General features: G+C 68.7%; 22 protein-coding genes and 1 pseudogene. 15 read left to right on the forward strand and 8 right to left on the reverse strand.

The genetic code is table 11. The annotated features are described in order from the left end of the window. Positions 1-535: 535 nt before the first annotated feature. Positions 536-1,114, reverse strand: a complete 579-nt coding sequence (locus ACXAID_RS16660; RefSeq protein WP_475023314.1) for a TetR/AcrR family transcriptional regulator — start codon at positions 1,112-1,114, stop codon at positions 536-538. Between the two features lie 81 nt (positions 1,115-1,195). Here ACXAID_RS16660 and ACXAID_RS16665 point away from each other — a divergent pair, with 81 nt between their 5' ends. Both ACXAID_RS16665 and ACXAID_RS16670 read left to right on the forward strand, forming a co-directional pair. Beyond that, positions 1,196-2,116: a TauD/TfdA dioxygenase family protein gene (locus ACXAID_RS16665; protein ID WP_475023315.1), complete on the forward strand. Its 921-nt coding sequence runs from the start codon at positions 1,196-1,198 to the stop codon at positions 2,114-2,116. Positions 2,117-2,141: 25 nt separating this feature from the next. Continuing rightward, positions 2,142-3,428 carry a cytochrome P450 gene (locus ACXAID_RS16670; RefSeq protein ID WP_475023316.1) on the forward strand — a complete coding sequence of 429 codons (1,287 nt, stop codon included), beginning with the start codon at positions 2,142-2,144 and terminating at the stop codon, positions 3,426-3,428. 103 nt (positions 3,429-3,531) lie between these two features. Here the strand turns inward: ACXAID_RS16670 and ACXAID_RS16675 are convergent, their stop codons facing one another. Further along, on the reverse strand, positions 3,532-4,614 hold the full coding sequence (locus tag ACXAID_RS16675) for an aldo/keto reductase (protein WP_475023317.1): 1,083 nt from the start codon (positions 4,612-4,614) through the stop codon (positions 3,532-3,534). A gap of 122 nt (positions 4,615-4,736) precedes the next feature. Here ACXAID_RS16675 and ACXAID_RS16680 point away from each other — a divergent pair, with 122 nt between their 5' ends. The 4 genes from ACXAID_RS16680 to ACXAID_RS16695 all read left to right on the forward strand — a co-directional run bounded on the left by ACXAID_RS16680 (position 4,737) and on the right by ACXAID_RS16695 (position 8,383). Further along, positions 4,737-5,663, forward strand: a complete 927-nt coding sequence (locus ACXAID_RS16680; RefSeq protein ID WP_475023334.1) for an AraC family transcriptional regulator — start codon at positions 4,737-4,739, stop codon at positions 5,661-5,663. 37 nt (positions 5,664-5,700) lie between these two features. Next, positions 5,701-6,489, forward strand: coding sequence for a 3-oxoacyl-ACP reductase FabG1 (gene fabG1, locus ACXAID_RS16685; RefSeq protein WP_475023318.1), 789 nt, complete (start codon positions 5,701-5,703; stop codon positions 6,487-6,489). Positions 6,490-6,551: 62 nt separating this feature from the next. Continuing rightward, on the forward strand, positions 6,552-7,361 hold the full coding sequence (gene inhA / locus ACXAID_RS16690) for an NADH-dependent enoyl-ACP reductase InhA (protein WP_475023319.1): 810 nt from the start codon (positions 6,552-6,554) through the stop codon (positions 7,359-7,361). After that, the gene (locus tag ACXAID_RS16695; protein ID WP_475023320.1) at positions 7,358-8,383 is read left to right on the forward strand and encodes a ferrochelatase; all 1,026 of its coding nucleotides are present in this window, start codon (positions 7,358-7,360) and stop codon (positions 8,381-8,383) included. Before inhA ends, ACXAID_RS16695 begins: the two co-directional genes overlap by 4 nt. Positions 8,384-8,401: 18 nt before the next feature. Here ACXAID_RS16695 and ACXAID_RS16700 read toward each other — a convergent pair whose 3' ends face one another. Then, on the reverse strand, positions 8,402-9,265 hold the full coding sequence (locus tag ACXAID_RS16700) for a hypothetical protein (RefSeq protein WP_475023321.1): 864 nt from the start codon (positions 9,263-9,265) through the stop codon (positions 8,402-8,404). A 59-nt stretch (positions 9,266-9,324) separates the two neighbouring features. Between ACXAID_RS16700 and ACXAID_RS16705 the strand changes: the two genes are divergently transcribed. Beyond that, positions 9,325-9,759: an NfeD family protein gene (locus ACXAID_RS16705; protein WP_475023322.1), complete on the forward strand. Its 435-nt coding sequence runs from the start codon at positions 9,325-9,327 to the stop codon at positions 9,757-9,759. Positions 9,760-9,786: 27 nt separating this feature from the next. Beyond that, complete coding sequence (locus ACXAID_RS16710) at positions 9,787-10,977, forward strand: SPFH domain-containing protein (RefSeq protein ID WP_475023323.1); 1,191 nt, start codon at positions 9,787-9,789, stop codon at positions 10,975-10,977. A gap of 5 nt (positions 10,978-10,982) precedes the next feature. On the opposite strand, the gene ACXAID_RS16715 is transcribed toward ACXAID_RS16710, so the two are convergent. Next, entirely contained in the window at positions 10,983-11,714 is a 732-nt protein-coding gene (locus ACXAID_RS16715; RefSeq protein WP_475023325.1) for a TVP38/TMEM64 family protein, read from the reverse strand. Between the two features lie 100 nt (positions 11,715-11,814). On the opposite strand from ACXAID_RS16715, the gene mutA reads away from it, so the two are divergent. The 4 genes from mutA to lipL are packed head-to-tail and all read left to right on the forward strand — an operon-like array spanning position 11,815 to position 18,312. After that, entirely contained in the window at positions 11,815-13,686 is a 1,872-nt protein-coding gene (gene mutA, locus ACXAID_RS16720) for a methylmalonyl-CoA mutase small subunit (protein WP_475023326.1), read from the forward strand. 21 nt (positions 13,687-13,707) lie between these two features. After that, positions 13,708-15,966 carry a methylmalonyl-CoA mutase gene (gene scpA, locus ACXAID_RS16725; RefSeq protein ID WP_475023335.1) on the forward strand — a complete coding sequence of 753 codons (2,259 nt, stop codon included), beginning with the start codon at positions 13,708-13,710 and terminating at the stop codon, positions 15,964-15,966. Then, positions 15,967-16,962, forward strand: coding sequence for a methylmalonyl Co-A mutase-associated GTPase MeaB (meaB, locus tag ACXAID_RS16730; protein WP_475023327.1), 996 nt, complete (start codon positions 15,967-15,969; stop codon positions 16,960-16,962). It begins immediately after the preceding gene. 54 nt (positions 16,963-17,016) lie between these two features. Then, entirely contained in the window at positions 17,017-18,312 is a 1,296-nt protein-coding gene (gene lipL / locus ACXAID_RS16735; protein WP_421459275.1) for an esterase/beta-lactamase LipL, read from the forward strand. Between the two features lie 31 nt (positions 18,313-18,343). Here lipL and ACXAID_RS16740 read toward each other — a convergent pair whose 3' ends face one another. Continuing rightward, complete coding sequence (locus tag ACXAID_RS16740; RefSeq protein WP_475023328.1) at positions 18,344-19,078, reverse strand: hypothetical protein; 735 nt, start codon at positions 19,076-19,078, stop codon at positions 18,344-18,346. 58 nt (positions 19,079-19,136) lie between these two features. Then, positions 19,137-19,535 (reverse strand): XRE family transcriptional regulator, encoded by a 399-nt coding sequence (locus ACXAID_RS16745; RefSeq protein WP_475023329.1) that lies wholly within the window; start codon positions 19,533-19,535, stop codon positions 19,137-19,139. A 277-nt stretch (positions 19,536-19,812) separates the two neighbouring features. Here ACXAID_RS16745 and ACXAID_RS16750 point away from each other — a divergent pair, with 277 nt between their 5' ends. Together ACXAID_RS16750 and ileS are read left to right on the forward strand one after the other, a co-directional pair. Continuing rightward, the gene (locus tag ACXAID_RS16750) at positions 19,813-20,289 is read left to right on the forward strand and encodes a hypothetical protein (protein ID WP_475023330.1); all 477 of its coding nucleotides are present in this window, start codon (positions 19,813-19,815) and stop codon (positions 20,287-20,289) included. Between the two features lie 265 nt (positions 20,290-20,554). Beyond that, the gene (ileS, locus tag ACXAID_RS16755; RefSeq protein ID WP_475023331.1) at positions 20,555-23,779 is read left to right on the forward strand and encodes an isoleucine--tRNA ligase; all 3,225 of its coding nucleotides are present in this window, start codon (positions 20,555-20,557) and stop codon (positions 23,777-23,779) included. Positions 23,780-23,843: 64 nt separating this feature from the next. Here the strand turns inward: ileS and ACXAID_RS16760 are convergent, their stop codons facing one another. Continuing rightward, on the reverse strand, positions 23,844-24,050 hold the full coding sequence (locus ACXAID_RS16760; protein WP_475023332.1) for an RNA-binding S4 domain-containing protein: 207 nt from the start codon (positions 24,048-24,050) through the stop codon (positions 23,844-23,846). A gap of 31 nt (positions 24,051-24,081) precedes the next feature. Here ACXAID_RS16760 and ACXAID_RS16765 point away from each other — a divergent pair, with 31 nt between their 5' ends. Further along, positions 24,082-25,449 (forward strand): DNA polymerase IV, encoded by a 1,368-nt coding sequence (locus ACXAID_RS16765; protein ID WP_475023333.1) that lies wholly within the window; start codon positions 24,082-24,084, stop codon positions 25,447-25,449. A gap of 11 nt (positions 25,450-25,460) precedes the next feature. Here the strand turns inward: ACXAID_RS16765 and ACXAID_RS16770 are convergent. Then, positions 25,461-25,722 (reverse strand): annotated as a pseudogene (locus ACXAID_RS16770) (L-asparaginase); the annotation flags it as partial.

The raw sequence follows: 25,722 nt of genomic DNA on the forward strand, positions 1-25,722 counted from the left end.
TGATGATTCCCGGTTCGCACATCCGGCGTGGTGGCGGCCCTGGTAGGCCTGGGCCGGGGAGGATTCCCGGGCCTGGTGCGCCGGTGCCGAGGCCTGGGTCGCAATCGGGAATGAACACTCCCGGCTCGCACAGCCGTACTGCGGGCGCCGGGGCGACAGTGCTGAGCGCCGGCTCGGCGCTGGCCGTTCCAGGCGCCGCGGCAACAGGCAAGGCAAGTACCGCCAATGCGGCGGCAGCAGCCCGGGGCATCACACGTTCTCGAAACACACACGTTCCCTTTCGCATTCGGAATGCATTGGGCTCAATTGGCCCACTCGAGCAGATCCCGTCGTGCTTCACGACAGGTGTAGTGAATTGACTACGCTCGTACTTCCTGCACTGTAGTCAACTAACTACAAAGGTGCAAGTGTGCTGTGCTCGGCGGTGACATCGACGAGGAACCGGGTGCTCAGGCGACCAAGGGATTGCGGACGTTGGGCGAACACAGTGGCGGGCCTTCGGGATCTCGCCGTATCGGTGTGCCACCGGACGTGGCTATCGGCGTTCTCCGAGCTGAAGATGCTTGTTCGACTCGGCGTTGATCAGTTCTCGCAGTTCCGCTTCCGGAATGTCTTCGAGGTCGGTAGCTGCGCGCAGGAAAGGCCCGAACAGCCGCCATCCAAGTTGTGCTGCAGCGACATTGGCGACAGCGAGTCGAGCGTCGAGATCGCTGCTGTGATGGGGGCGGACATCGTCGACCAGCTTGGCGAGGTGCGGGAACACCGTCTGCAACTGCCCGGCGGGATATCCGTCGAGCAGGGCGCGGGCCATCACCCGCCAGTGCTGATCGACGGCCTCGCTCTGCCTCAGTGGGACGCCGCTGTCGACCAGGTCCGCCAGGTTGCGGGCCAGGTGGTCGAGTACAGCGCCGACCAGTTTCTCCTTGGTGCCGAAGTGCCTGAATATCAATCCCTGGTTCACATTCGATCGTTCAGCGATATCACGGATAGTGGTGGCGGCCGGACCGCGTTCGGCAAACAGTTCGGCGGCGGCCGAGAGGACCGCGGCAGCGACCGCGTCCTTGCCGACCGGCGTATCGCGTCGCTGTCGCCATGTTGCACGCCCTGTAGTCATCTGATTACAGTAGCCCATCGAAGGTGTAGTGAATTGACTACACAATGAACTCGTGGCTCCGTTGTCACAGAAGGGACACCGATGTCTTCTCCACTGGAAATCAGCAAGGTCACCGAACGCATCGGAGCGGTGATAGACGGGGTTCGCCTCAGCGGGGACCTCGACCCCGAGCTGGTGGCCCACATCAATGCCGCGCTGCTCGAGCACAAGGTGATCTTCTTCCGCGGTCAGGACCATCTCGACGGTGCAGGCCAGCTGGCGTTCTCGGCGTTGTTGGGGACGGTCACCGCGTCACATCCCACGGTGAAGCTCGGGAGCAGCTTGCTGCCCATCGACGCCGACATCTCCGGCAAGGGGGCCACCCAGTGGCACACCGATGTCACCTTCATCGACCGGATTCCGAAGATCTCGGTACTGCGGGCGGTCACCCTGCCCGCGTATGGCGGCACGACGATGTGGGCGAACACGGTTGCCGGATACGAGAGTCTGCCGCGCTCGCTGCGCGCGCTGGCCGACGAGCTGTCGGCGTTACACAGCAACGAGTTCGACTACGCCGGCCCGAGTGCAGCTCTCGGCGAAGCGGCAAAGGAAGCGTACGGCGAGGCGATCTCGCTGGCGCCGTTCCAGACCGAACACCCGGTGGTGCGCATGCATCCCGAGACCGGTGAGTACGCCCTGCTGCTGGGCTCGTTCACCCGCCACCTGGTCGGCTTGTCGACCCAGGAATCGGCCGCGATATTCGGGGTGCTGCAAGAGCGGGCCACCAAGCTCGATCACACGCTGCGCTGGAATTGGCGCCCAGGTGACGTGGCCATCTGGGACAACCGGTCCACCCAGCACCGGGCCGTCGACGACTACGGCGTGCAGCGGCGCAGCCTGTCCCGGGTGACGCTGGCCGGTGATATCCCAGTGGGTGTCCGCGGCCAGCGCAGCCGTGTCATCCACGGCGATGCCAGCAACTACTCCCCGGTTGTCCCGGCCGGCCTGCCCCAGACGGCCTGAACGCGCCTGAAACGAAGGGATGAGCATGACTCTCAGCGAAGCTCCGACAGTGGTGGATCCGTTGGATCCGGCGTTCCAGCAGCACCCCCACGGGGCGCTGGCCCAGCTGCGCGCGCACGAGCCCGTGCACTTCGTCGAATCCATGAACGTCTGGTACGTGACCACACGCGAGCTGGTGCAGCAGGCGCTGATGCGCCCGGACCTCTACTCGTCTCGGTTCGGAACCCCGGTCGCCCAACCCCCGCCATCGGTGGCCGCACAGGTCTCCGAGATCCGAGCACGAGGGTGGCCGGACATGCCCGCTCTGCTGACCGAGGACCCGCCCGTCCATGACTACCAACGCCGCCTGGTATCCAGGGCGTTCACAGCGCGACACGTAGCCGGCCTGGAGCCGTGGCTCGTGGAGCTGGTCGATCAGTTCATCGACCAGGCACTGGCCGCCCCGGAGTTCGAGTTCGTGGCCGAGTTCGCTGCGCCGTTCCCATTGGCCGTGATCGCCCATATGCTCAATGTGCCGCCAGCACGACTACCCGATTTCCGTCGCTGGTCCGACGAGATCACCAGCACCATCGGGTCCGCCCGCAGCGACGAGGACTTCCTCCGCGGAGCCGAACTGGTCGTGCAGTTCCAGGAATACTTCGTCGCGGAGCTCGAGCGCCGCCGCCAGCATCCACAGGACGACCTGCTGAGCCGACTGGTCCACGCCCATGAAGTCGGCGACAGCGCAGTCGCCGAAAGGTTCGGAGCCGAAGCGCCGCTGAGCATCGCAGCCTGTCTCAACATCATCCAACAGCTGCTGGTGGCCGGGAATGAGACCAGCACCAATATGCTTTCCGGTGCGGTTGCCCTGCTCGGGGAGCATCCGCAGTGGTGGAGCTGGCTCGAGGAGGCACCCGAAGAGCGCGCTTCGGCGATAGTGGAGGAAACGCTGCGACATCTCACGCCGGTGCAGGGCATGTTCCGGGTGACCACCGAGCCGACCACACTGGGCGGTGTGTCCCTGCCGGCCGGCGCCATGGTGCTGCTGTCGTTCGCCTCCGCCAACCGCGATGAATCGGTGTTCGACGACCCCGACACGTTCGACCCGTTGCGATCCAACGCGCGAAACCATCTGGCCTTCGGCCACGGCATCCACAGCTGCCTCGGTGCGTCACTGGCACGCCTGCATTGCCGGGTGGCCCTGGCTCGTATCGCCCGGCGGGTCGAGTCGATCGAAATCCTGGAACCCGAATTGCAGTACGCGCCCAGCTTCTTGCTACGCGGACTGCAGCGACTCCGTGTCCGCCTCACGGGCGAGTCCGAAAACCGTTAGCATTCCGGCCCTCTGGGAAAGCGACCGATCCAGCCCTTCGCCGACCACATGCTGCTGATCAGGTGAGCTCGTCGGGGTGTCCGACAATGCGGCGCCTGCCTGTCTAGTAGCGGGTGCTGCCGGCCAGCAGTGGCGGATACACCGTCGAGGGCTCACCGTCGACGGTGGTGCCGGCGAACTGCAGCATGCGTTGCATCGGTCCGTGCATCGTCGCCGGGTAGCTCGCCGGCGGGGCCGAGATCTCGTCCAGGCACCGAATCTGCTCGGGTGACAGCGCCACGTCCAGCGCCGCCAGGTTCGCCTCCAGGTGCTCTGGCCGGCGGGCGCCCAGGATCGGTACCACCGTGCCCGGCCGGGTGCGCAACCAGGCCAGCGACACTGCGGCCGGGGTGGCGTCCAACTCGGCCGCGACGTGCGCGACCACGTCGATCACGTCGAACTCCGCCTCGGTGGGACCGCCGACGAAGGCCGCCCGTGCCGAGTCGGCGACCTGTTGGTCGCGTCGGTACTTGCCGGACAGGAACCCGTTCTTGAGCGGGCTCCACGGCACCAGCGCCAGCCGTTGGTCGAGCGCCAGAGGTGTGAGTTCGGCCTCGACGGTGCGGGCCAGCAGCGAGTACTCGACCTGCAGGGCGATCAACGGTGTCCAGCTCTTCAGCTGCGCCAGCGTCTGCGCCCGGGTGGTGAGCCATGCGGGCGTGTTCGAGAACCCGATGTAGCGGATCTTGCCGGCGCTGACCAGGTCGTCGAGCGTGCGCATGGTCTCTTCGATCGGGGTGTGCCGATCCCAGTTGTGCAGCCAGTAGACGTCGACGTGGTCGGTACGCAGCCGCCGCAGGCTCTGCTCCAGCTGGGCGATCACCGATCGGCGGCCGGCGCCGCCGCCGTTCGGGTCCCCGGGGAACATGTTGGTGAAGAACTTCGTCGCGAGGATTGTCCGATCCCGCAGGCCGGGGCGGGTTGCGAAGTAGTCGCCGAGAATCTTCTCGGAGTGGCCATTGGTGTAGAAATTGGCGGTGTCGATGAAGTTCCCGCCGCGCTCCAGGTAGTCGGTCAGGATCTGCTCCGAGGCCTCGACGCTGCAGCCGGCACCTCCGGCGTCCTCCCCGAAAGTCATGGCTCCCAGGGCGAACGGGCTGACCCGCAAGCCCGATCGGCCGAGTGTGAGGTAGTGGTCGAATGTCATGGTGTGCTCCGTAGACGAGGTGGTCGGATGGTTTTCCTGTGCAGTAATCACACCAGTCGCGGCGAGATGTGCGGTAGGCCGATCCGCGCTCATCATTGCCTGATCCTGCCCACTTCGGCATGATGGTCCGGGTGCCCGACGCCACCGGACTGCTCGCCGAGCTGTGCCGACTGATCAGTCGTCATGCCCGCCCGGAGGTGACGACGCCGGTCGCCGGGTTGTCGCTGTCACGGGCCGACACCGAGACGGTCGACTACTCGCTCACCGAACCGCTGCTGGTGGTGATGGCCCAGGGCGCCAAGAGGCTGAACCTCGGCGACCGGGTCGTCGACTACCACGCCGGGCAGTACCTGCTGGTGAGCGCCGAGCTGCCGGTGACGGGACGCTTCCTGGGTGCCAGTGCCGGGTTCCCGGCCCTGGGCATGGCCATCACCGTGCGCCCGGCGGCGATCGCGTCGTTGCTGCCGGCGACCCCGCCGATGCCGCCCCGTCCGGGCCGGGCCGAGGAGGCGGCCCTCGCGGTCGGCGACGCCGATCCCGACCTGCTCGACGCCGCGGTCCGGATGGTGCGGCTGCTGGAGAACCCCGACGACGTCGCGGTGCTGGCGCCGTTGATCGAACGTGAGATCCTGTGGCGGCTGTTGCGCGGACCGCACGGTGCGGTGGTGCGCCAGATCGGATCGGCCGACAGCGGCCTGGCGCACATCAGCAGGGCGATCGGCTGGATCCGGGAGAACTATGCCGAACCGGTGCGAGTCGCCGATCTGGCCCGGCTGGCCGGGATGAGTCAGTCCGCGTTCCACCGCCGCTTCCGGGCGGTCACCACGATGAGCCCGCTGCAGTTCCAGAAGCGCATCCGGCTGCAGGAGGCGCGTGCGCTGCTCATCGCCCAGCCGGGCGACGTCGCTGGAGTGGGACACCTGGTCGGCTACGACAGCCCGACCCAGTTCAGTCGCGAGTACCGTCGCATGTTCGGTGCACCGCCCGGCCGGCACAGCACGGCGCTGCGCGCGACCGAGGCCGCCGCGCAGGTCCGGCAGCTGCCGTGATTTCGGGTCTGTGCAGTCCAGGCACTAGGTTGGCGGCATGACCGACAGTGCGGGAGCCGCCGAGACGGCGACATCGGATCAAGCCGTCGAACCGACGCCAGTGGGTGCCCGCCCACCGTTCGTCGCACGGTCGGTGCTGGTCACCGGCGGCAACCGGGGGATCGGGCTGGCCATCGCGAAACGGCTGGCCGCCGACGGGCACAAGGTCGCTGTCACCCACCGCGGTTCCGGCGCACCCGAGGGCCTGTTCGGGGTGGAGTGCGATGTCACCGACGGGGACGCCATCGATGCGGCGTTCAAAGAGGTCGAGGAACACCAGGGCCCGGTCGAGGTGCTGGTGTCCAATGCCGGCATCTCGGCGGACGCGTTCCTGATGCGGATGACCGAGGAGCGGTTCCACAAGGTCATCGACGCGAACCTCACCGGCGCGTTCCGGGTGACACAGCGCGCTTCGCGCAGCATGCAACGCAAGCGGTTCGGCCGGATCATCTACGTGGGCTCGGTCTCGGGTACGTGGGGTATCGGCAACCAGGCCAACTACGCGGCCTCCAAGGCAGGTCTGATCGGCATGGCCCGTTCGATCTCCCGAGAGTTGTCGAAGGTCAACGTCACGGCGAACGTGGTGGCACCGGGCTACATCGACACCGAGATGACCCGCGCGCTCGACGAGCGGATCCAGCAGGGGGCACTGGAGTTCATCCCGGCCAAGCGGGTCGGTACCGCCGACGAGGTCGCCGGGGTGGTCAGCTTCCTGGCATCGGAGGACGCCGGCTACATCGCCGGTGCGGTGATCCCGGTCGACGGTGGCATGGGAATGGGTCATTAGGTCAGAGCGGCACCGGGCCACCGGGCGCGGCGGCGTAGCCACCAACAGAGATAAGGACTGACATGGCAGGGTTTCTCGAAGGAAAGCGGATCCTGGTTACCGGGATCATCACCGATTCGTCGATCGCGTTCTACATCGCCAAGGTGGCCCAGGAGGCCGGCGCCGAGCTGGTGCTGACCGGGTTCGACCGGATGAAGCTGATCCGGCGTATCTGCGACCGGCTGCCGAATCCGGCTCCGCTGCTCGAACTCGACGTGCAGAACCCCGAGCACCTCGACACGCTGGCCGACCGGATCATTGCCGAGATCGGCGAGGGCAACAAGCTCGACGGCGTGGTGCACTCGATCGGATTCATGCCGCAGACCGGGATGGGCATCAACCCGTTCTTCGACGCGCCCTACGAGGACGTCGCCAAGGGCATCCACATCTCGGCCTACTCCTACGCCTCGCTGGCCAAGGCTGTGTTGCCGATCATGAACCCCGGTGGCGGCATCGTGGGCATGGATTTCGACCCCACCCGCGCGATGCCGGCCTACAACTGGATGACGGTGGCCAAGAGCGCGCTGGAGTCGGTGAACCGGTTCGTCGCGCGGGAGGCCGGCCAGTTCGGAGTGCGTTCGAATCTGGTTGCCGCCGGGCCGATCCGAACGTTGGCGATGAGCGCCATCGTCGGCGGCGCCCTCGGCGACGAGGCAGGCGCCCAGATGCAGCTGCTCGAGGAGGGCTGGGATCAGCGCGCCCCGCTGGGCTGGAACATGAAGGACCCGACGCCGGTGGCCAGGACGGTGTGCGCGTTGATGTCGGACTGGCTGCCCGCCACCACCGGCACCGTGATCTACGCCGACGGCGGAGCCAGCACCCAGCTGCTGTGACGGACTTCGACGCCCTGCTGCTGTTGTCCTTCGGCGGTCCGGAGGGCCCCGAGCAGGTGATGCCGTTCCTGGAGAACGTCACCCGGGGGCGGGGCATCCCCAGGGCGCGGCTGGAGTCGGTGGCCGAGCACTACCTGCACTTCGGCGGGGTCTCGCCGATCAACGGCATCAACCGCGATCTGATCGTCGAGATCGAGGCGGAATTGGCTCACCAGGACCGGGTCATGCCGGTGTACTTCGGCAACCGCAACTGGGCGCCCTACGTCGAGGATGCCGTCCGCGAGATGCGCGACAACGGAATCGGGCGTGCCGCGGTGTTCACCACCTCGGCCTGGGGCGGCTATTCGGGATGTACCCAGTATCAGGAGGACATCGTGCGGGGGCGGGAGGCTGCCGGTGGCGCTGCGCCCGAGCTGGTCAAACTGCGTCAGTATTTCGACCACCCGTTGTTGGTCGAGATGTTCGCCGACGCGATCGGCGACGCCGCCGCGACGCTGCCGACCGAGCTGCGCGACCGGGCCCGGCTGGTTTTCACCGCGCATTCGATCCCGCTTCGGGCGGCCGACCGGTGTGGACCCGATCTGTACCAGCGGCAGGTCGCCTACACCTGCCGCCTGGTGGCGGCCGCGGCGGGCTATTCGAACTACGACCAGGTGTGGCAGTCCCGGTCCGGGCCGCCTCAGGTGCCCTGGCTGGAACCCGACGTCGGTGACCACCTCGAGTCGTTGGCCCGCGTGGGCACCGAGGCGGTCATCGTGTGCCCGGTCGGATTCGTCGCCGACCACATCGAGGTGGTGTGGGACCTCGACAACGAACTGGCCGAGCAGGCTGCCGCCGCCGGCGTCGCGTTCGCGCGCGCGTCGACGCCCAACGCGCAGCGGCGCTTCGCGCAGCTCGCGGTCGGCCTGCTCGACGAGTTGCGGCTGGATCTGCCGGCGGCCAGGGTGGCCGGGCCGGATCCGGTGCCCGGCTACGGTTGCAGCGTCAACGGGGCGCTGTGCACCCCCGCCTGTGAGCCATGACGACGGATGCGGCAGAACTCAACGGCGCCAAGCCGAATGCATGACCGACTCGACGGCGGCCAGTCGCGCTGAGCGCACCACCGCCGTCAGCGGACGCAGCGCATCGCTGGCCAGCTGCACTTCCGACGAACTCTGCAGACCGCTCGGGATCAGCCCGGCCGAAACCGTGATGATCGCGTCGACGTGCGCCGCGTTCTCCAGCACCCGCACCGCACGCTCCGGGGCATGCTCGGGAACGCGGTGCGCCAGAGTGGAATCGAGCACCTGCTCGACGAGCCTGCGCGGGTCGGCGACATCGCTGCCGGAGGCGCCGGCGCGTAGCGTCCCGAGCGCATCGGCCGCCGAACGGACCGCGTCGCGCAGCGAGTACTCGGCCTGGCCGAGATCGTGATACTCGGCCACCGGTGTGCCGGTCAGCGAGTACACCGTCCACGACAACCCGCACAGCTCGGGGTCGAAGACGTCGTCTTCGGTCCCGGTGTCCGGGTAGCCGTCGGGATACTCGAAGTCCGGCACCAGGCCGACCATGGCCTCGGGTGGGCCCACCAGGACGGCCTCGCCGGCGGCGATGGCGTCCCTGCCGAACTGGGTGCCCGGCGGCAGCCCGCGCACATCGCCGGGAATGGGCAGGGCCAGGGTGATCCTCGGTTCGGCGCCGGCTCTGCCGGCCGCGGTGCGCATCGTCTGCAGCAGCGACACCGCGCGCGCGTCCTCGAGGTCCGGCCAGGACAACCCGGTGCGCTCGGCGGCGACCGAATCGTAGGCCGTCACCGAATGTCTTGGCGTCCACTGTGATAACGCATCCAACACATCGTCGGGCGCGGCGGCACCGGCCAGCCAGGAGTTGGCCCACACCGACAGCGAAACACTCGGACACCACATGATGGCTGCAGTGTAGTTGTTCGCCGCTCGCCCGGTCGGCTGCGCGCTAGGCTGGCGTCATGCCCGTTGCGCTGATATGGCTGATCGCGGCGCTGGCCCTGGCCGGTGCGGAGGCCCTCACCGGCGATCTGTTCCTGCTGATGCTCAGCGGCGGTGCACTGGCGGCCGCCGGGTCCGCCTGGCTGATCGATTGGCCGATCTGGGCTGACGGTGTGGTGTTCCTGCTGGTGTCGGTGCTGCTGTTGGTCGGGGTGCGCCCGGCGCTGCGTCGCCGGATCATCGCCGGCAAGGGACTCCCGGAGCCGGTGAAGGCGCTCGAGGGCAAGAGCGCGATGGTGCTGGACCGGGTCGCCGCGCATGAAGGCCAGGTGAAACTCGCCGGTGAGGTCTGGACGGCGCGGCCGCTCAACGAGAACGATGTCTACGAACCCGGAGACCAGGTGATGGTGGTGCAGATCGACGGCGCCACCGCGGTCGTCTCGAAAATCGCCTAGCAGCTCCGGAAGAGAAAGGAACCCGTCATGGACGGAACCATCGCAGGGCTGGTGCTGCTGGCGGTCCTGGTGCTGTTCGCCGCGGTCGTGGTGGCCAAGTCGGTTGCGCTGATCCCGCAGGCCGAGGCCGCGGTCATCGAACGGCTGGGCCGGTACAGCAAGACGGTGTCGGGGCAGCTGACCCTGCTGCTGCCGTTCATCGACAAGATCCGCGCGCGGGTGGACCTGCGTGAACGGGTGGTGTCGTTCCCGCCGCAGCCGGTCATCACCGAGGACAACCTGACCGTTCAGATCGACACCGTGGTGTACTTCCAGGTCACCAACCCGCAGGCGGCGGTCTATCAGATCAGCAACTACATCGTCGGTGTCGAACAGCTGACCACCACCACACTGCGCAACCTGGTCGGCGGCATGACGTTGGAGCAGACGCTGACCTCCCGCGACCAGATCAACACCGCGCTGCGCGGTGTGCTCGACGAGGCGACCAACCGGTGGGGGCTGCGGGTGGCGCGCGTCGAGTTGCGCAGCATCGATCCGCCTCCGTCGATCCAGGACTCGATGGAGAAGCAGATGCGGGCCGACCGGGAGAAGCGCGCGATGATCCTGACCGCCGAGGGGCATCGGGAGTCGGCGATCAAGCAGGCCGAGGGTGAGAAGCAGGCGGCCATCCTGTCCGCCGAGGGCGCCAAGCAGGCGGCGATCCTGGCGGCCGAGGCGGACCGGCAGTCCCGGATGCTGCGCGCCCAGGGTGAACGGGCGGCGGCCTACCTGCAGGCGCAGGGCCAGGCCAAGGCGATCGAGAAGACGTTCGCCGCGATCAAGGCCGGCCGTCCCACCCCGGAGCTGCTGGCCTACCAGTATCTGCAGACGCTGCCGAAGATGGCCGAGGGCGACGCCAACAAGGTGTGGGTGGTGCCCAGCGACTTCGGCACGGCCCTGCAGGGCTTCACCAAGATGCTGGGCGCTCCCGGCGAGGACGGGGTGTTCCGGTGGACGCCGCCGCCGGTGGAGGACGGCCTGGCCCGGCCCGAGGACGACAGCGAGGAAGTGGCGGACTGGTTCTCCACCCAGACCGACCCGGCGATCGCGCAGGCCGTGGCCAAGGCCGAGGCGGAGGCCCGGGTGCCGGTGCAGGAGCCCGGCTATCTGTCCCGGCGGTCGACGTCGCAGCTCGGGGCGGCGCCCCCGCAGGTGCCGCCGGCCGATCCCGCGCAGTAGCCGTCTCAGCCGGTGACGATGGGTTCGCCCGGCTCGGCCTGCCTGCCGAGCCGCCGGTGGTGGCGGTACTCGTAGAGCAGTCCGGCCAGTCCGATGCTCGCCGTGCACAGCGACACCAGCAGCAGCGCCGGGCTCACCCGGCCGGTGAAGGCGTCGCCGAGGATCACCACCGCCGCGGTCCCCGGTACCACCCCGACCATGGTGGCCAGCGCGTAGGGGACGACGCGGACGCCGGAGGCTCCGGCCGCGTAGTTCAGCACCGAGAACGGCACCGCCGGGATGAGCCTGGTCGCCAGCACTGCGGCCCAGCCGCGCTGCCGGAGGCGGGCGTCGATGGCCTCGATCCGCGGGTGGTGCGTCAGGCGGCTGAGCTGCCACCCCGCCGCCCGCACCAGCAGCAGCGCGATCACCGCGCTCAGTGAACTGGCCAGCACGGCGATCGGAATGCCGAGGTAGGGGCCGAACAGCAGACCGGCGGCCAGGGTGAACGCCGTGCGGGGAAACGGGAAGACGGTCACCACGACGTGTGCGGCGAAGAACGCCAGCGGGAACCACGGCCCGGCCGCGGTGGCCCAGTCCCGCAGTTCGACGGCGCTGGGCAGCGGCACCAGCGCCGCAACTGCGACGAGGATCACAACGGTGGTCAGAATGGCCGCGATCCGTGTTCTCGGGACCGTCGCGAGGGTGACGACGAGCGCGGCGCGGAGGTTGCGCAGCGTGTTGACGACGGCTTTCACGTCATATAACAGTACGGGGCCCCGGCACCGGTCTGCTGTCTTCGGCACGGTGAGCCAGGCCGACCAGCGCACGATGGCGTGACGGGGATCATTTAGCCTGATGGCTGTGCAGAAACCCAGCGCCGGCGCTGCCGGGGGACTCATTGACGCCGATCTGGACCGATGGCGCTCCGCGGTGGCGGGTGTGTTGTCCAAGAGCCTGCGACGCGAACCCGACGATCTGCCCGACGAACCCGAGCGGCTGCTGGACTCGGCGACCTATGAGGGTTTCCCCGTCCGTCCCCTCTACACCAGCGCCGACGACCACGCCGAGCCCACGCTGCCGGGCCACTGGCCGTTCGTGCGCGGCGGCGACGCGCTGCGCGACGTCAAGGCGGGCTGGAAAGTCGCCGAGGCGTTTCCGTTCGACGGTGCGACCGCCGACGAGGCCAACGGCGCGATACTGCTGGGGCTGACCGAAGGGGTCAGCGCGCTGGTGCTGCGTGTCGGCGGCACCGGAGTCGCCCCCGCCGGCCTGGCCCGGCTGCTCGAGGGCGTGTTCGTCGAGCTGGTGCCCATCGCTCTCGACGTAGGCGAGGGTGCCGCCCTCAGCGACGCCGCCGACGCGGTGCTGACGTTGCTGGCCGGGCTCGACGTCGACCAGAGATCCCGGCTGTCGGTCGACTTCGGCGCTGACCCGCTCACCGCGCCGCTGGCCGGCCGTTCGGCGCCGACGCCGGCCGAGGTGGCCGGCGTCGCCGCGAGGGTCACCGACTACGCCGGTCATGTCCGGACGGTCACGGTGGACGGGCCGACGTTGCACAACCTGGGCGCCAGCGCCGCGACCGAACTCGGTGCCTCGGTCGCCGCCGGCGTGGCCTATCTGCGCTTGCTGGTGGACGCGGGTCTGTCCGCCGAGGCCGCGTTGCGCCAGATCAGCTTCCGGTTGGCCGCCGACGACGACCAGTTCATGACGATAGCCAAGCTGCGGGCCGCCCGGCTGCTGTGGGCGCGGGTGGCCGAGGTGGTGGGGGAGCCCGCCGCCGGTGCCGCCACCATCCACGCCACCACGTCGCTGCCGATGATGGCGCAGCGTGATCCGTGGGTGAACATGCTGCGCACCACGGTGGCGGCGTTCGCCGCCGGGGTGGGCGGCGCGGACAGCGTGCTGGTGCAACCCTTCGACGTGGCGATTTCCGGTGGTTTTCCGGGTACGGCAAGGACTTTCGCGCGCCGTATCGCCCGCAACACCCAGCTGCTGCTGCTCGAGGAGTCCCATATCGGCCGGGTGCTCGACCCGGCGGGCGGCTCGTGGTTCGTCGAGGACCTCACGCAGGAACTGGCCGACAAGGCCTGGGCTCAGGTGCAGGCCATCGAGGCCAGGGGCGGCTTCGCCGCGGCGCGGGATCACATCGCCGCCGGGATCGCCGAGGTCGCGCAGGCCCGGGCCGGTGACATCGCGCACCGCCGGACCGCGCTGACCGGGGTGAACGAATACCCGGATCTGTCCGAAGTTCCGCTGCCGCAGGGTGATCCGCTGCCCGCCGTGCAGCGCTATGCCGCTGCGTTCGAGGAGTTGCGCAACCGCTCCGACGCCTATCTGGCCAAGGCCGGAGTGCGTCCGAAGGTGCTGCTCCTGCCGGTGGGGCCGCTCGCCGAGCACAACATCCGGGCCACGTTCACGGTGAACCTGTTGGCCTCGGGGGGAATCGAAGCGGTCAACCCGGGCCCGCTGGACGCCGCCGGGGTGCAGGCCGCGGTCACCGAGGCCGGCGGCGCCGAGATCGCGGTGATCTGCGGAACCGACACGCGCTACGGCACGGAGGCCGGCGCTGTCGTCGAGGCCGCCCACGCCGCGGGAGTCGGACATGTGCTGCTGGCCGGCCCGGAGAAAGCGGTCGCCGATGCGCAGTCCAAACCCGACGGACATCTCACCGCGAAAATCGACGCGGTCGCGGCCCTGTCGGACCTGCTGACCCGATTGGGGGCATGAGAGGCGATGACTACGTACGAGATGAGTTCGCAGGCAGGGGTGGACGGGGTCATCGGCAGCTTCGCCGACGTCCCGTTGCGCGGTGATGTCACCGCCGCGCCGACGACGGCCGAGGTCGCCGATTTGACCGCGGCGGCTGCCGGGGCGCACGGCTACACCACCGAGCAGCTGGACTGGGCCACACCCGAGGGCATCGACGTCAAACCGGTCTACATCGCCGCCGACCGTGCCGCCGCGGTCGAGGCGGGGTATCCGCTGGACACCCTGCCCGGCGAGCCACCGTTCGTCCGCGGGCCCTACCCGACGATGTATGTCAACCAGCCCTGGACGATCCGCCAGTACGCGGGTTTCTCCACCGCCGCGGAGTCCAATGCGTTCTACCGTCGCAATCTGGCCGCCGGTCAGAAGGGCCTGTCGGTGGCCTTCGACCTGGCCACCCACCGCGGCTACGACTCCGATCACCCGCGGGTGGCCGGCGACGTGGGGATGGCCGGTGTGGCCATCGACTCGATCCTGGACATGCGCCAGCTCTTCGACGGGATCGATCTGTCGACGGTGAGCGTGTCGATGACGATGAACGGTGCGGTGCTGCCGATCCTGGCCCTGTATGTGGTGGCCGCCGAGGAACAGGGGGTGCCGCCGGAGAAGCTGGCGGGGACCATCCAGAACGACATCCTCAAGGAGTTCATGGTCCGCAACACCTACATCTATCCGCCGAAGCCCTCGATGCGGATCATCTCCGACATCTTCGGCTACACCAGCGTGAAAATGCCCAAGTTCAACAGCATTTCGATCTCGGGCTACCACATCCAGGAGGCCGGGGCCACCGCCGATCTGGAGCTGGGATACACGCTGGCCGACGGGGTCGAGTACATCAAGGCCGGGCTGGACGCCGGCCTGGACATCGACAAGTTCGCTCCCCGGCTGTCGTTCTTCTGGGGCATCGGCATGAACTTCTTCATGGAGGTGGCCAAGCTGCGGGCCGGCCGGCTGCTGTGGAGCGAGCTGGTTTCCCGGTTCGACCCGAAGAACCCCAAATCCCTGTCGTTGCGGACCCACTCGCAGACTTCGGGCTGGTCGCTGACGGCCCAGGACGCCTACAACAACGTCGCACGCACCTGTATCGAGGCGATGGCGGCCACTCAGGGCCACACCCAGTCGTTGCACACCAACGCCCTCGACGAGGCGTTGGCGCTGCCGACCGACTTCTCGGCGCGCATCGCGCGCAACACCCAGCTGCTGCTGCAGCAGGAGTCCGGCACCACCCGTCCCATCGACCCGTGGGGCGGTTCGTACTACGTGGAGTGGCTGACCCACCAGCTCGCAGACAAGGCCCGCGCGCACATCGCCGAGATCGCCGAGCACGGCGGCATGGCGCAGGCCATCAACGAGGGCATCCCGAAAATGCGTATCGAGGAGGCCGCGGCGCGCACCCAGGCCCGCATCGACTCAGGTCAGCAGACCGTCATCGGGGTGAACCGTTACCAGGTCGACGAGGACCATGAGATCGAGGTCCTCAAGGTCGAGAACAGCCGGGTGCGTGCCGAGCAGATCGCCAAGCTCGAGCAGCTGCGCGGCGAGCGGGACAACGCCGCCACCGAGGCCGCACTGGCCGAACTGACCCGGGCAGCGGCAGCGACCGGCACCGCCGGCGAGGACGGGCTGGGCAACAATCTGCTGGCGCTGGCGATCGACGCGGCGCGGGCCAAGGCCACCGTCGGCGAGATCTCCGACGCCCTGGAAAAGGTGTACGGCCGGCACCAGGCCGAGATCCGGACCATCGCGGGTGTGTACCGAGACGAGGTGGGGATGGCCAGCAACGTCAGCAGCGCCACCGAACTGGTGGAGAAGTTCGCCGAGGCCGACGGCCGCAGGCCCCGGATCCTGGTGGCCAAGATGGGGCAGGACGGACACGACCGGGGACAGAAGGTGATCGCCACCGCGTTCGCCGACATCGGCTTCGATGTCGACGTCGGCTCGCTGTTCTCCACCCCGGATGAGGTGGCCCGCCAGGCCGCCGACAACGACGTGCACGTCGTCGGGGTCTCGTCGCTGGCCGCCGGCCACCTGACCCTGGTGCCCGCGCTGCGCGATGCGCTGGCCGCGGTCGGCAGGCCCGACATCATGATCGTCGTCGGCGGCGTCATCCCACCCGGTGACTTCGACGAGCTCTACGCGGCGGGAGCGACCGCGATCTTCCCGCCCGGCACGGTGATCGCCGACGCCGCGATCGGCCTGCTCGACAAGCTCGCCCAGCGCCTGGGCTACACGCTGAACTAGATGAGTCAATCCGTCGGCGAACTCGCGGCCGCCATCCGTGCCGGTGACCGTTCGGCACTGGCACGGGCGATCACCCTGGTGGAGTCGACCCGTGCCGACCATCGGCAGAAGGCGCAGGAGCTGCTGCTGGAGCTCATGCCGGAAGCCGGTAGCGCGCTGCACGTCGGCATCACCGGGGTTCCGGGAGTGGGCAAGTCGACGTCCATCGAGGCGCTCGGCATGTACCTGATCGAGCGCGGCCACCGGGTCGCGGTGCTGGCGGTGGACCCGTCGTCGACCCGCACCGGCGGCTCGATCCTGGGAGACAAGACCCGGATGGCCGAGCTCGCCGTCCACCCGGACGCGTACATCCGGCCGTCGCCGACCTCGGGCACCCTCGGCGGGGTGGCCCGGGCCACCCGCGAGACGATCGTTTTGCTGGAAGCCGCCGGCTACGACGTCATCATGGTCGAGACGGTCGGCGTCGGGCAGTCCGAGGTGACGGTTGCCAACATGGTGGACACTTTCGTGTTCCTCACGCTGGCGCGCACCGGGGACCAGCTGCAGGGCATCAAGAAGGGCGTGCTCGAGCTCGCCGACATCGTGGTGGTCAACAAGGCCGACGGCGAGCACGCGGTGGAGGCCAAGGCGGCCGCCCGTGAGCTCGCCGGCGCCATCCGGCTGATCTACCCGCGGGAGACGCTATGGCGCCCACCGGTGCTGACGCTGAGCGCGTTGGAGGGGACCGGGCTCGATGAGCTTTGGGACACCGTGCTCAAGCATCGCGATGTGCTCACCGAGGCGGGGGAGTTCGACGCGCGGCGGCGCACCCAGCAGGTGGAATGGACCTGGTCGATGGTCCGTGACACGGTGCTCGACCGGGTGTTGTCCAGCGCCGGGGTGCGGTCGATCCGCGACGAGGTGGAGCGGCAGGTGCGTGGCGGTGAGCTCACCCCGGCGCTTGCTGCGCAGCAGATCCTGGACGCGGTGGACTGGCCGGAAAAACCCGTTGGTTAACAAATGGGTAACACCTGTCTTCTTTGCCGCACGGCGAGGTAAATTCAATCCATTGTGACGGGCGTCAACTTTGCAGAGCGCAGCGCAGCGCTCTCACACGGCAGCGACGGCGCAGCACTGCCCCGCGGGGTGCAGGGCGCCGCCGACGAGAACTTCCTGTGCGCGGTGCGTGCCTTCGGCCAGATGTTCCCGTGGCGCCGGCTCGGCGGCGGTGCGCTGTCGGTCTACCTCGACGGCGAGCCGGTCGTCGACGTGTGGACCGGGTTCAGTGACCGCAAGGGCACCCAGCACTGGAGTGCCGACACCGGCCCGATGGTGTTCTCGGCGACCAAGGGTGTCGCCGCCACCGTGATCCACCGCCTCGCCGACCGCGGGCTGATCGACTACGACGCGCCGGTGGCCGAGTACTGGCGGGCGTTCGCCGCCAACGGCAAATCCAGGATCACGGTGCGCGACGCGTTGCGGCACCGCGCCGGTCTGTCCCAGCTGAACGGAGTGCGGAAGGCGGACCTGCTCGACCATCTGCGGATGGAGGACCGGTTGGCCGCCGCGCCGGTAAGCTGGCTGCACGGAAAACCCGCCTATCACGCCTTCACGTTCGGCTGGCTGCTGTCCGGGCTGGCCCGCTCGGTGACCGGCAAGGGTATGCGGGAGCTGATCCGCACCGAGGTGGCCGCCCCGCTCAACACCGACGGCCTGCACCTGGGACGTCCGCCGCTGCGGGCCCCCACCCGCCCGGCGCAGATCATCGGGCCGCAGAGCGCGTTGCCGAACCCGATCTTCAACATGGTCGCGCCGCACCTGGCCGCCCTGCCGTTCTCCGCGGCGTTCGGCGCGATGTACTTCCCCGGGGTCAAGGCGATGGTCCAGGGCGACACCCCGCTGCTCGACAGTGAGATCCCCGCGGCCAACGGGGTGGCCACCGCTCGTGCGCTGGCCCGGATGTACGGCGCGCTGGCCAACGGCGGGCGCATCGACGGAACACAGTTCCTGTCCGCGGAGACCACCGCCGCCCTGGTCGGGCAGCCCAGCCTGCGGCCCGACCACAGCATGGTCATGCCGCTGTCGTTCCACCTCGGCTATCACGGGCTGCCCATCCCCGGAGTGCTGCCCGGATTCGGCCATGTCGGCCTCGGCGGTTCGCTGGGCTGGGCCGATCCCGAAACGGGCCTCGGGTTCGGCTACGTGCACAACCGGTTGCTCACCCCGCTGGTGGCCACCGATCAGGCGGGTTTCGTCGCCACCGCGGCGTTGATTCGGCGCGGCGCGGGCCTGGCCCGCAGAAACGGGTACCGCCCGGTGCGCGAGTACGGTGCCGCGTTCACCGATCTCACCCGCACGGCGGTCTGACCGCACTTTCCTCGGGTGGGTGTGTGCGCCCTCAGGTGTTGGCGCGGGTGAACCACTTCGTCTTGTTCCGCCAGGAGTGCGCCGAGGTCAGCGCGAATCCGGCGCCGCAGGCGCAGGCGAAGAACCAGACCGCGATGCTGCCGTGCACGGTCTGCAGCGTCGGCACCAACGCGGTGGTGATGCGCACGATGCAGGCGGCGATACCCATCGCCGAGGCGAACAGGTAGACGTTGGCGACCGTGCGGGAGCGGGGATCGGTGCGCAGGATGAGCAGTGCACGCGCCCCGTAGCACAGCAGATAGATGAGCATCCCGCAGAGCAGCAGCCAGTACATGTTCAGCCAGAAGTCGGTCGGGACGTCGAAGAAGTCGGGCCGGTAGATCCTGGCCCCGTTGCCGAGCCAGAACAACGCGAGCAGCAGCGGTATGCACAGGGTGGCCGGCAGCTCGACGAACTGCCTGAACCTGCGGTTCATGGCGTGGTCCTGCTCGAGCCTGCCGAGCGTGTTGTACACCACCGCCGACGCCGCGACGATGTAGGCGTCGTGACCGAGGTAGTCCTCGAGGTTCCATTTCCCGGTCAGCGAGTACAGCCAGTGTCCGAGGGTTTCGGAGGCCAGCGGCGACATCAACAGCACCGCGGCGCCCTGCAGCGCGATGTTGAGGGTGGCCGCGACCTCCCACCGGGACGACCAGGTGACCCGGCGAATCCACAGGCTCCATGCGATGCACATCAACGTGATCGCGATGAGTGTTGCCAGAGCCATGGGTGTCGCTTTCGAGCCGAACGATGAAGGGGAGTCGCAGCGGGCGCCTACAAGTGGTCTACAAGGGCGGAGCGTCGAGTCGCGGGGTCAGCTCGGAGAGCTTGGGCCGGCGTTTGAGTTGCGCCGCGGGCGCGGCGAGTTCCCGCGTGACCGTCGACGCATCAGCTGTGTCTCGGGCCCGTCCGGCCTCCCCGCCGGCGGCCTCGATGTACTGCCACACTTCCTGCCGGCTCATCAGGCCGAACTGGATCTGCAGGTCCGGATAGCTCAACTGGAACTGGTCGGCGACGCGGCGCAACTCCTCGGCGTTGGGGTAGTCGTGCTCTTTGATGCGCCGGTAGTAGGTGCTGCTGGAAACGCCCAGCGCATCGAAGAGGTCCTTGGCGTCGATCTCCCCATCGAGCAGGTAGTCGAGCAGCGCCTTGAGCTGTCTGCCGTTCTCGTCTGTTCGTGGCACCTGACCACCATAAACCGAGTACCGATTATTGGGCAGTGGGTCCCGGCAAACAGATAACAGGATCTTAATTGACATGACCGTCACAGTTGTGGGAGCTCTCTCCCAAAGTTGGGACATTCGCTGTACCGTTGGCTGCATGGTCGCTCCCCACACGGCTGACGAGGTCAAAACCCCTGTTGTCACACGGCAACCGGAATCGCTGGATTTGTTCGATCATGTCGCGCCAGCTGAGGACACCGGTCATTTCGATAACGTCGTTACCCCGGGGTCGAGCGAATTGGCTGCTGAGTTGGACGCTGCCGCGCAATGGCTCGGCGTGACCATCGGGGAGATCCTGCTGGCCGCGCTCGGGCGAACCTTCGGACGCACCCGCGGCGACGGGGTCGTCTGCGTCGACGTCCTCGACGGGCATCGCCGGCGGACTCGTCCCGTCGCACTGCTGTGTGCGGCCTCGCTGCCGATGGGGCCCACCGAGATGCTTCAGGGTGCGCACAACGTCCTGGTGACGGGATCCGGACAACCGGCGGGACCGTCGCAGGTCGTGCTCGAGGTCGCTGCCGGGCCGGTCGACCCGAGCGCTCCGGACCGGGCCCTCGAGCTGCGCATCGGGTGGGCCGGGGGCGCCGACGCGCCGTTGGAACTCCAGTGGTGGTACGACGCCGCCCGGCTGGACCGCTATTCGGTGGAGGAGATGGCCCAGCAGTTCCCCCTCGCGCTGATCGAGATCACCTCCGACGCCGGTGCGCCGCTGTGAGGTGAACCGCACCTCGCCGGCCCGCTAGACTGTGGCCATCGGCGTCGATCCGGCCATCACCGGGGAGCCTTCGGAAGAACAGCCGTCCACCCGGTCCGTGCCGGAGCCGGCCCAGTAGAACCGAACGGGTGGGCCCGTCATCGCCTGCAGTGGAGCGGCGCACGCATCGGCGTGCGCAAGCGGGGTGGTACCGCGGAGCTCGCGCGCCGGCGCGACGTTCGTCCCCGTGCCTGATCGACGACCATAGGCACAGGAGACGACGCACGTGACCGCATATCCGAAGCCCGCTGCCGGGGCCCCGAGCTTTCCGGCGCTGGAAACCGATGTGCTGGACTTCTGGGAGCGCGACGACACCTTCCGCGCCAGCATCGCCCGCCGCGACCGCGCACCGGAGTACGTCTTCTACGACGGGCCGCCGTTCGCCAACGGGCTCCCGCACTACGGACACCTGCTCACCGGCTACGTCAAGGACATCGTCCCGCGGTACCGCACCATGCGCGGCTACAAGGTGGAACGCCGGTTCGGGTGGGACACCCACGGTCTGCCGGCCGAACTCGAGGTGCAGCGTCAGCTCGGCATCACCGACAAGGCCCAGATCGAAGAGCTCGGCATCGAGAAGTTCAACGACGCCTGCCGCGATTCGGTGCTGAAGTACACCGGCGAGTGGCGCAACTACGTGACCCGGCAGGCGCGCTGGGTCGACTTCGACAACGACTACAAGACCCTCGACATCGGCTTCATGGAGTCGGTGATCTGGGTGTTCAAACAGTTGTGGGACAAGGGCCTGGCCTACGAGGGCAACCGGGTGCTGCCGTACTGCTGGAACGACGAGACCCCGCTGTCCAGCCACGAACTGCGCATGGACGACGACGTGTACCAGAACCGTCAGGACCCGGCGCTGACCGTGGGGTTCCGCATCGACGCCGCGGCCGTACCGGACCTGGTCGGCGCCTACCTGCTGGTCTGGACAACCACCCCGTGGACGCTGCCCGCCAACCTGGCCGTCGCGGTCAACCCGGAGGTCAGCTACGTCGTGGTGGAGGTCGACGGCCGTCGCTTCGTGTTGGCCGAGGCCCGCCTCGGGGCCTACACCCGCGAACTCGGCGAGCAGCCCACGGTGCTCGCCACCCACTCCGGGGCCGATCTGCTCGACGTCCACTACGTGCCGCCGTTCCCGTACTTCACGGACTCGGCCGACGCTTTCCGCGTGCTGCCCGGTGAGTTCGTCAGCACCGACGACGGCACCGGGCTGGTTCACATGGCACCCGCCTACGGTGAGGACGACATGGCGACCGCGCAGGCGGCCGGTATCGGTGCGGTGACACCGGTCGATGCGAAGGGACGCTTCGACGCCACCGTGCCCGACTACGCCGGGCAGCACGTCTTCGACGCCAATCCGCAGATCATCCGGGACCTCAAGACCGGCTCGGGCCCCGCCGCGGCCAACGGTGCGGTGCTGCTGCGCCACGACACCTACGAGCACTCCTATCCGCACTGCTGGCGCTGCCGGAACCCGCTGATCTACCGCGCGGTGTCGTCGTGGTTCATCAAGGTCACCGATTTCCGGGACCGCATGGTCGAACTCAACCAGCAGATCACCTGGTACCCCGAGCACGTCAAGGACGGGCAGTTCGGCAAGTGGCTGGCCGGGGCGCGGGACTGGTCGATCTCCCGGAACCGGTACTGGGGTACGCCGATCCCGGTGTGGAAGTCCGACGATCCCGCCTATCCCAGGATCGATGTGTACGGCAGTCTCGACGAGTTGGAGCGCGACTTCGGGGTGCGCCCGGACAATCTGCACCGGCCGTTCATCGACGAACTGACCCGGCCCAACCCCGACGATCCGACCGGGCGCTCCACCATGCGGCGCATCGAGGACGTCCTCGACGTGTGGTTCGACTCGGGGTCGATGCCCTACGGCCAGGTGCACTACCCGTTCCAGAACGCGGACTGGTTCACCGGCGGCGCAGACGGTGAGGCGCACTTCCCCGGCGACTTCATCGTGGAGTACATCGGTCAGACCCGCGGGTGGTTCTACACGCTGCACATCCTGGCGACCGCGCTGTTCGACCGGCCGGCGTTCCGGACCTGCGTGTCGCACGGCATCGTGCTGGGCAACGACGGCCAGAAGATGAGCAAGTCGCTGCGCAACTACCCCGACGTCAACGAGGTCTTCGACCGCGACGGCTCGGACGCGATGCGCTGGTTCCTGATGGCCTCGCCGATCCTGCGCGGCGGCAACCTCATCGTCACCGAACAGGGCATCCGCGAGGGGGTGCGCCAGGTGCTGCTGCCGCTGTGGAACGCCTACACCTTCCTGGCGCTCTACGCGCCGCAGAAGGGCCGCTGGCGCACCGATTCGACCCACGTGCTGGATCGCTACATCCTCGCCAAGCTGGCGGTGCTGCGCGACGACCTGACCGCCGCCATGGACGAATGCGACATCTCGCGGGCCTGCGACCAGCTGCGCCAATTCACCGAGGCGCTCACGAACTGGTATGTGCGACGGTCACGTTCGCGGTTCTGGGAAGAGGACGCCGACGCCATCGACACCCTGCACACCGTGCTCGAGGTGACCTGCCGGCTGGCCGCGCCGTTGCTGCCGCTGATCACCGAGGTCATCTGGCGGGGCGTGACCGGAGAGCGGTCGGTCCATCTGACCGACTGGCCCGACGCAGATCTCCTGCCTGCCGACCCTGCGCTGGTCGCCGACATGGACCTGGTCCGCGACGTGGCCTCGGTGGGGTCGTCGCTGCGCAAGGCCAAGAAACTGCGGGTCCGTCTGCCGCTGCCGAAGCTGACGGTCGCGGTGGAGGATCCGCGTCGGCTGGATGACTTCACCGACCTGATCGCCGACGAGCTCAACGTCAAGGCCGTCGAGCTGACCGACGACATCGCCGCGCACGGGCGCTTCGAGCTGGCCGTCAACGCGCGCGCCGCCGGACCGCGTATCGGCAAGGACGTCCAGGCCGCGATCAAGGCGGTCAAGGCGGGGGAGGCCGTGGCCAATCCCGACGGCACGCTGAGCGCCGGCCCCGCGGTGCTGCAGCCGGGCGAGTTTACCTCCCGGCTGGTGGCCGCCGATCCGGAGTTCACCGCAGCGCTCCCGGAGGGGGCCGGGCTGGTCGTGCTCGACGGCGCCGTCACCCCCGAGCTGGAGGCCGAGGGCTGGGCTCGTGACATGGTTCGAGAACTTCAGGAGTTCCGCCGGCGTTGCGAGCTCGACATCAGCGACCGGATTCTGTTGGACCTGGGTGTTCCTGACAAGCCAGAAGGTTGGCATGAGGGGCTGAGGGATCTGATTGCCAACGAGGTTCTGGCGCTCGAGTTGACTATCGCGCAAGTGCCGGATGCGAAGCGCAGAGCAGAATCCGGGGACGGGCTCGATATGCAGAGCGGTGTCGTCCAGGCGACTGACGATCCGAACGTTTTCCTCGGCAAGGTTGGCAACGGCTATCGGGTGCGTTTGGAGCGCGTGGTCAACGCATAGCGTGAGCGTGCAGCCACGGTTGTGATTTCGGCTCGCGGACAACCGTAGGCGCACGCTCGCGGCACTACCCGACGCGCGCCGACTGGCCGCCGAACCCGACGACGTCCCCGGATCGCAGCTGACGTCCGCGCCGCAGCTCGGTCTCGCCGTTGACCGTGACCTGGCCGTCGGCGATCACCGCCTTGGCGTCAGCGCCGCTGTCGATCAGGTCGGCCAGCTTGAGGAACTGACCCAGCCGGATCGACTCGTCACGGATCGGCACATCGGACACGAGCGCAACGGTAGCGCCTACGATTCGCGCTGTGCACGCACGGTGGGTCCTGCACCTGGACATGGACGCCTTCTTCGCCTCGGTGGAGCAGCTGACCCGCCCCACCCTGAAGGGGCGCCCGGTGCTCGTCGGCGGGCTCGGCGGCCGCGGCGTCGTGGCCGGCGCCAGCTACGAGGCGCGCGTGTTCGGAGCCCGCTCGGCGATGCCGATGCACCAGGCCCGCCGGCTCGTCGGAGCCACCGCGGTGGTGCTGCCGCCGCGTGGGGTGGTGTACGGGCTGGCCAGCCGCCGGGTGTTCGAGACGGTGCGGTCCAGGGTGCCGGTGCTCGAGCAGCTGTCCTTCGACGAGGCGTTCGGCGAACCCGCGAACCTGGCCGGTGCGTCGGCCGCCCGGGTCGAGGCGTTCTGCGAGCAGTTGCGTGCCGATGTGCTGGCCGCGACGGGCCTGGTGGCCTCGGTCGGGGCGGGTTCGGGCAAGCAGATCGCCAAGATCGCGTCGGGGCTGGCCAAACCCGACGGTGTCACGGTGGTGCCGCGCGACCGGGAGGCGCCGCTGCTGCACGCGCTACCGGTGCGCAAGCTCTGGGGTATCGGTCCGGTGGCCGAGGAGAGGCTGCACCGCCTCGGCATCGAGACGATCGGCGGTTTCGCGGCGCTGTCGGACGCCGAGGTCGCCAACATACTGGGGCCGACCGTCGGCCCCGCGTTGCACCGGCTGGCGCTGGGCATCGACGACCGACCGGTCGCCGAGAACGCTCCGGCCAAACAGATCAGTGCCGAATCCACCTTCGCCGAGGACCTGACCACCCTCGACCAGCTCCGTGAGTCCGTGGGGCCGATCGGCGAGCACGCCCATCGGCGACTGCTCAGGGACGGGCGCGGAGCACGCACCGTCACGGTGAAGCTGCGCAAGTCCGACATGAGCATCCTGACCCGGTCGGCGACGCTGCCCTACGCGACGACCGACGCCGCGACGCTGATCGCGATGGCGCGCCGGCTGCTGCTCGACCCCATCGAGATCGGTCCCATCCGGCTTGTCGGGGTGGGCTTTTCGGGCCTCTCGGAGATCCAGCAGGAGTCACTGTTCCCGGATCTGGAGTTGGCCGCCACCGAGGGCGCCACCGACATCGCCACGCCCCGGTCCGCGCCGGCACCGGCCCCGGCAGCCCCGGCTTGGCGGGTGGGCGACGATGTCGTGCACACCGAGTACGGGCACGGGTGGGTCCAGGGCGCCGGCCACGGGGTGATGACGGTGCGGTTCGAGACACGGGGCAGCGGGCCGGGCTCCGCGCGCACGTTCGCCGCCACCGATCCCGCGGTGTCCCGGGCCAATCCGGTCGACAGCCTGGACTGGCCGGAGTTCGTCGAGGAGACGGCGCGCCAACCGGACCCGCCGTAGCCGCCGGCCGGTCAGCCCCAGCGGGCGAAGGTCTCCGGCACACCGATGCCGGCGGCCAGCGCGGTCATCAGCAACACCCGCGCCTGGGGCGGGCGCAGTCCGGGCACCACCACCGCGCCGGCGTCGACCAGGTCGCGCCCGGGCCCGTAGCCGGGGTTGACCCGACCCCCGGGCACCCGGGTCGACACGGCGACCGCGATGCCCTCGTCGGCATGCCGGCGCACCGCGTCGATGACGGCGGCCCCCGCGTTGCCGGCCCCCAGCGCCTCGAGC

The sequence above is a fragment of the Mycobacterium sp. ABE4_509 genome, from assembly GCF_056160785.1.

Bases quoted from the DNA above. Each gene is read 5' to 3' on its own strand.
- ACXAID_RS16660 (WP_475023314.1), bottom strand. From the start codon at position 1,114: ATGACTACAGGGCGTGCAACATGGCGACAGCGACGCGATACGCCGGTC.
- ACXAID_RS16665 (WP_475023315.1), top strand. From the start codon at position 1,196: ATGTCTTCTCCACTGGAAATCAGCAAGGTCACCGAACGCATCGGAGCG.
- ACXAID_RS16670 (WP_475023316.1), top strand. From the start codon at position 2,142: ATGACTCTCAGCGAAGCTCCGACAGTGGTGGATCCGTTGGATCCGGCG.
- ACXAID_RS16675 (WP_475023317.1), bottom strand. From the start codon at position 4,614: ATGACATTCGACCACTACCTCACACTCGGCCGATCGGGCTTGCGGGTC.
- ACXAID_RS16680 (WP_475023334.1), top strand. From the start codon at position 4,737: ATGGTCCGGGTGCCCGACGCCACCGGACTGCTCGCCGAGCTGTGCCGA.
- fabG1 (WP_475023318.1), top strand. From the start codon at position 5,701: ATGACCGACAGTGCGGGAGCCGCCGAGACGGCGACATCGGATCAAGCC.
- inhA (WP_475023319.1), top strand. From the start codon at position 6,552: ATGGCAGGGTTTCTCGAAGGAAAGCGGATCCTGGTTACCGGGATCATC.
- ACXAID_RS16700 (WP_475023321.1), bottom strand. From the start codon at position 9,265: ATGTGGTGTCCGAGTGTTTCGCTGTCGGTGTGGGCCAACTCCTGGCTG.
- ACXAID_RS16705 (WP_475023322.1), top strand. From the start codon at position 9,325: ATGCCCGTTGCGCTGATATGGCTGATCGCGGCGCTGGCCCTGGCCGGT.
- ACXAID_RS16710 (WP_475023323.1), top strand. From the start codon at position 9,787: ATGGACGGAACCATCGCAGGGCTGGTGCTGCTGGCGGTCCTGGTGCTG.
- mutA (WP_475023326.1), top strand. From the start codon at position 11,815: ATGGCTGTGCAGAAACCCAGCGCCGGCGCTGCCGGGGGACTCATTGAC.
- scpA (WP_475023335.1), top strand. From the start codon at position 13,708: ATGAGTTCGCAGGCAGGGGTGGACGGGGTCATCGGCAGCTTCGCCGAC.
- meaB (WP_475023327.1), top strand. From the start codon at position 15,967: ATGAGTCAATCCGTCGGCGAACTCGCGGCCGCCATCCGTGCCGGTGAC.
- ACXAID_RS16740 (WP_475023328.1), bottom strand. From the start codon at position 19,078: ATGGCTCTGGCAACACTCATCGCGATCACGTTGATGTGCATCGCATGG.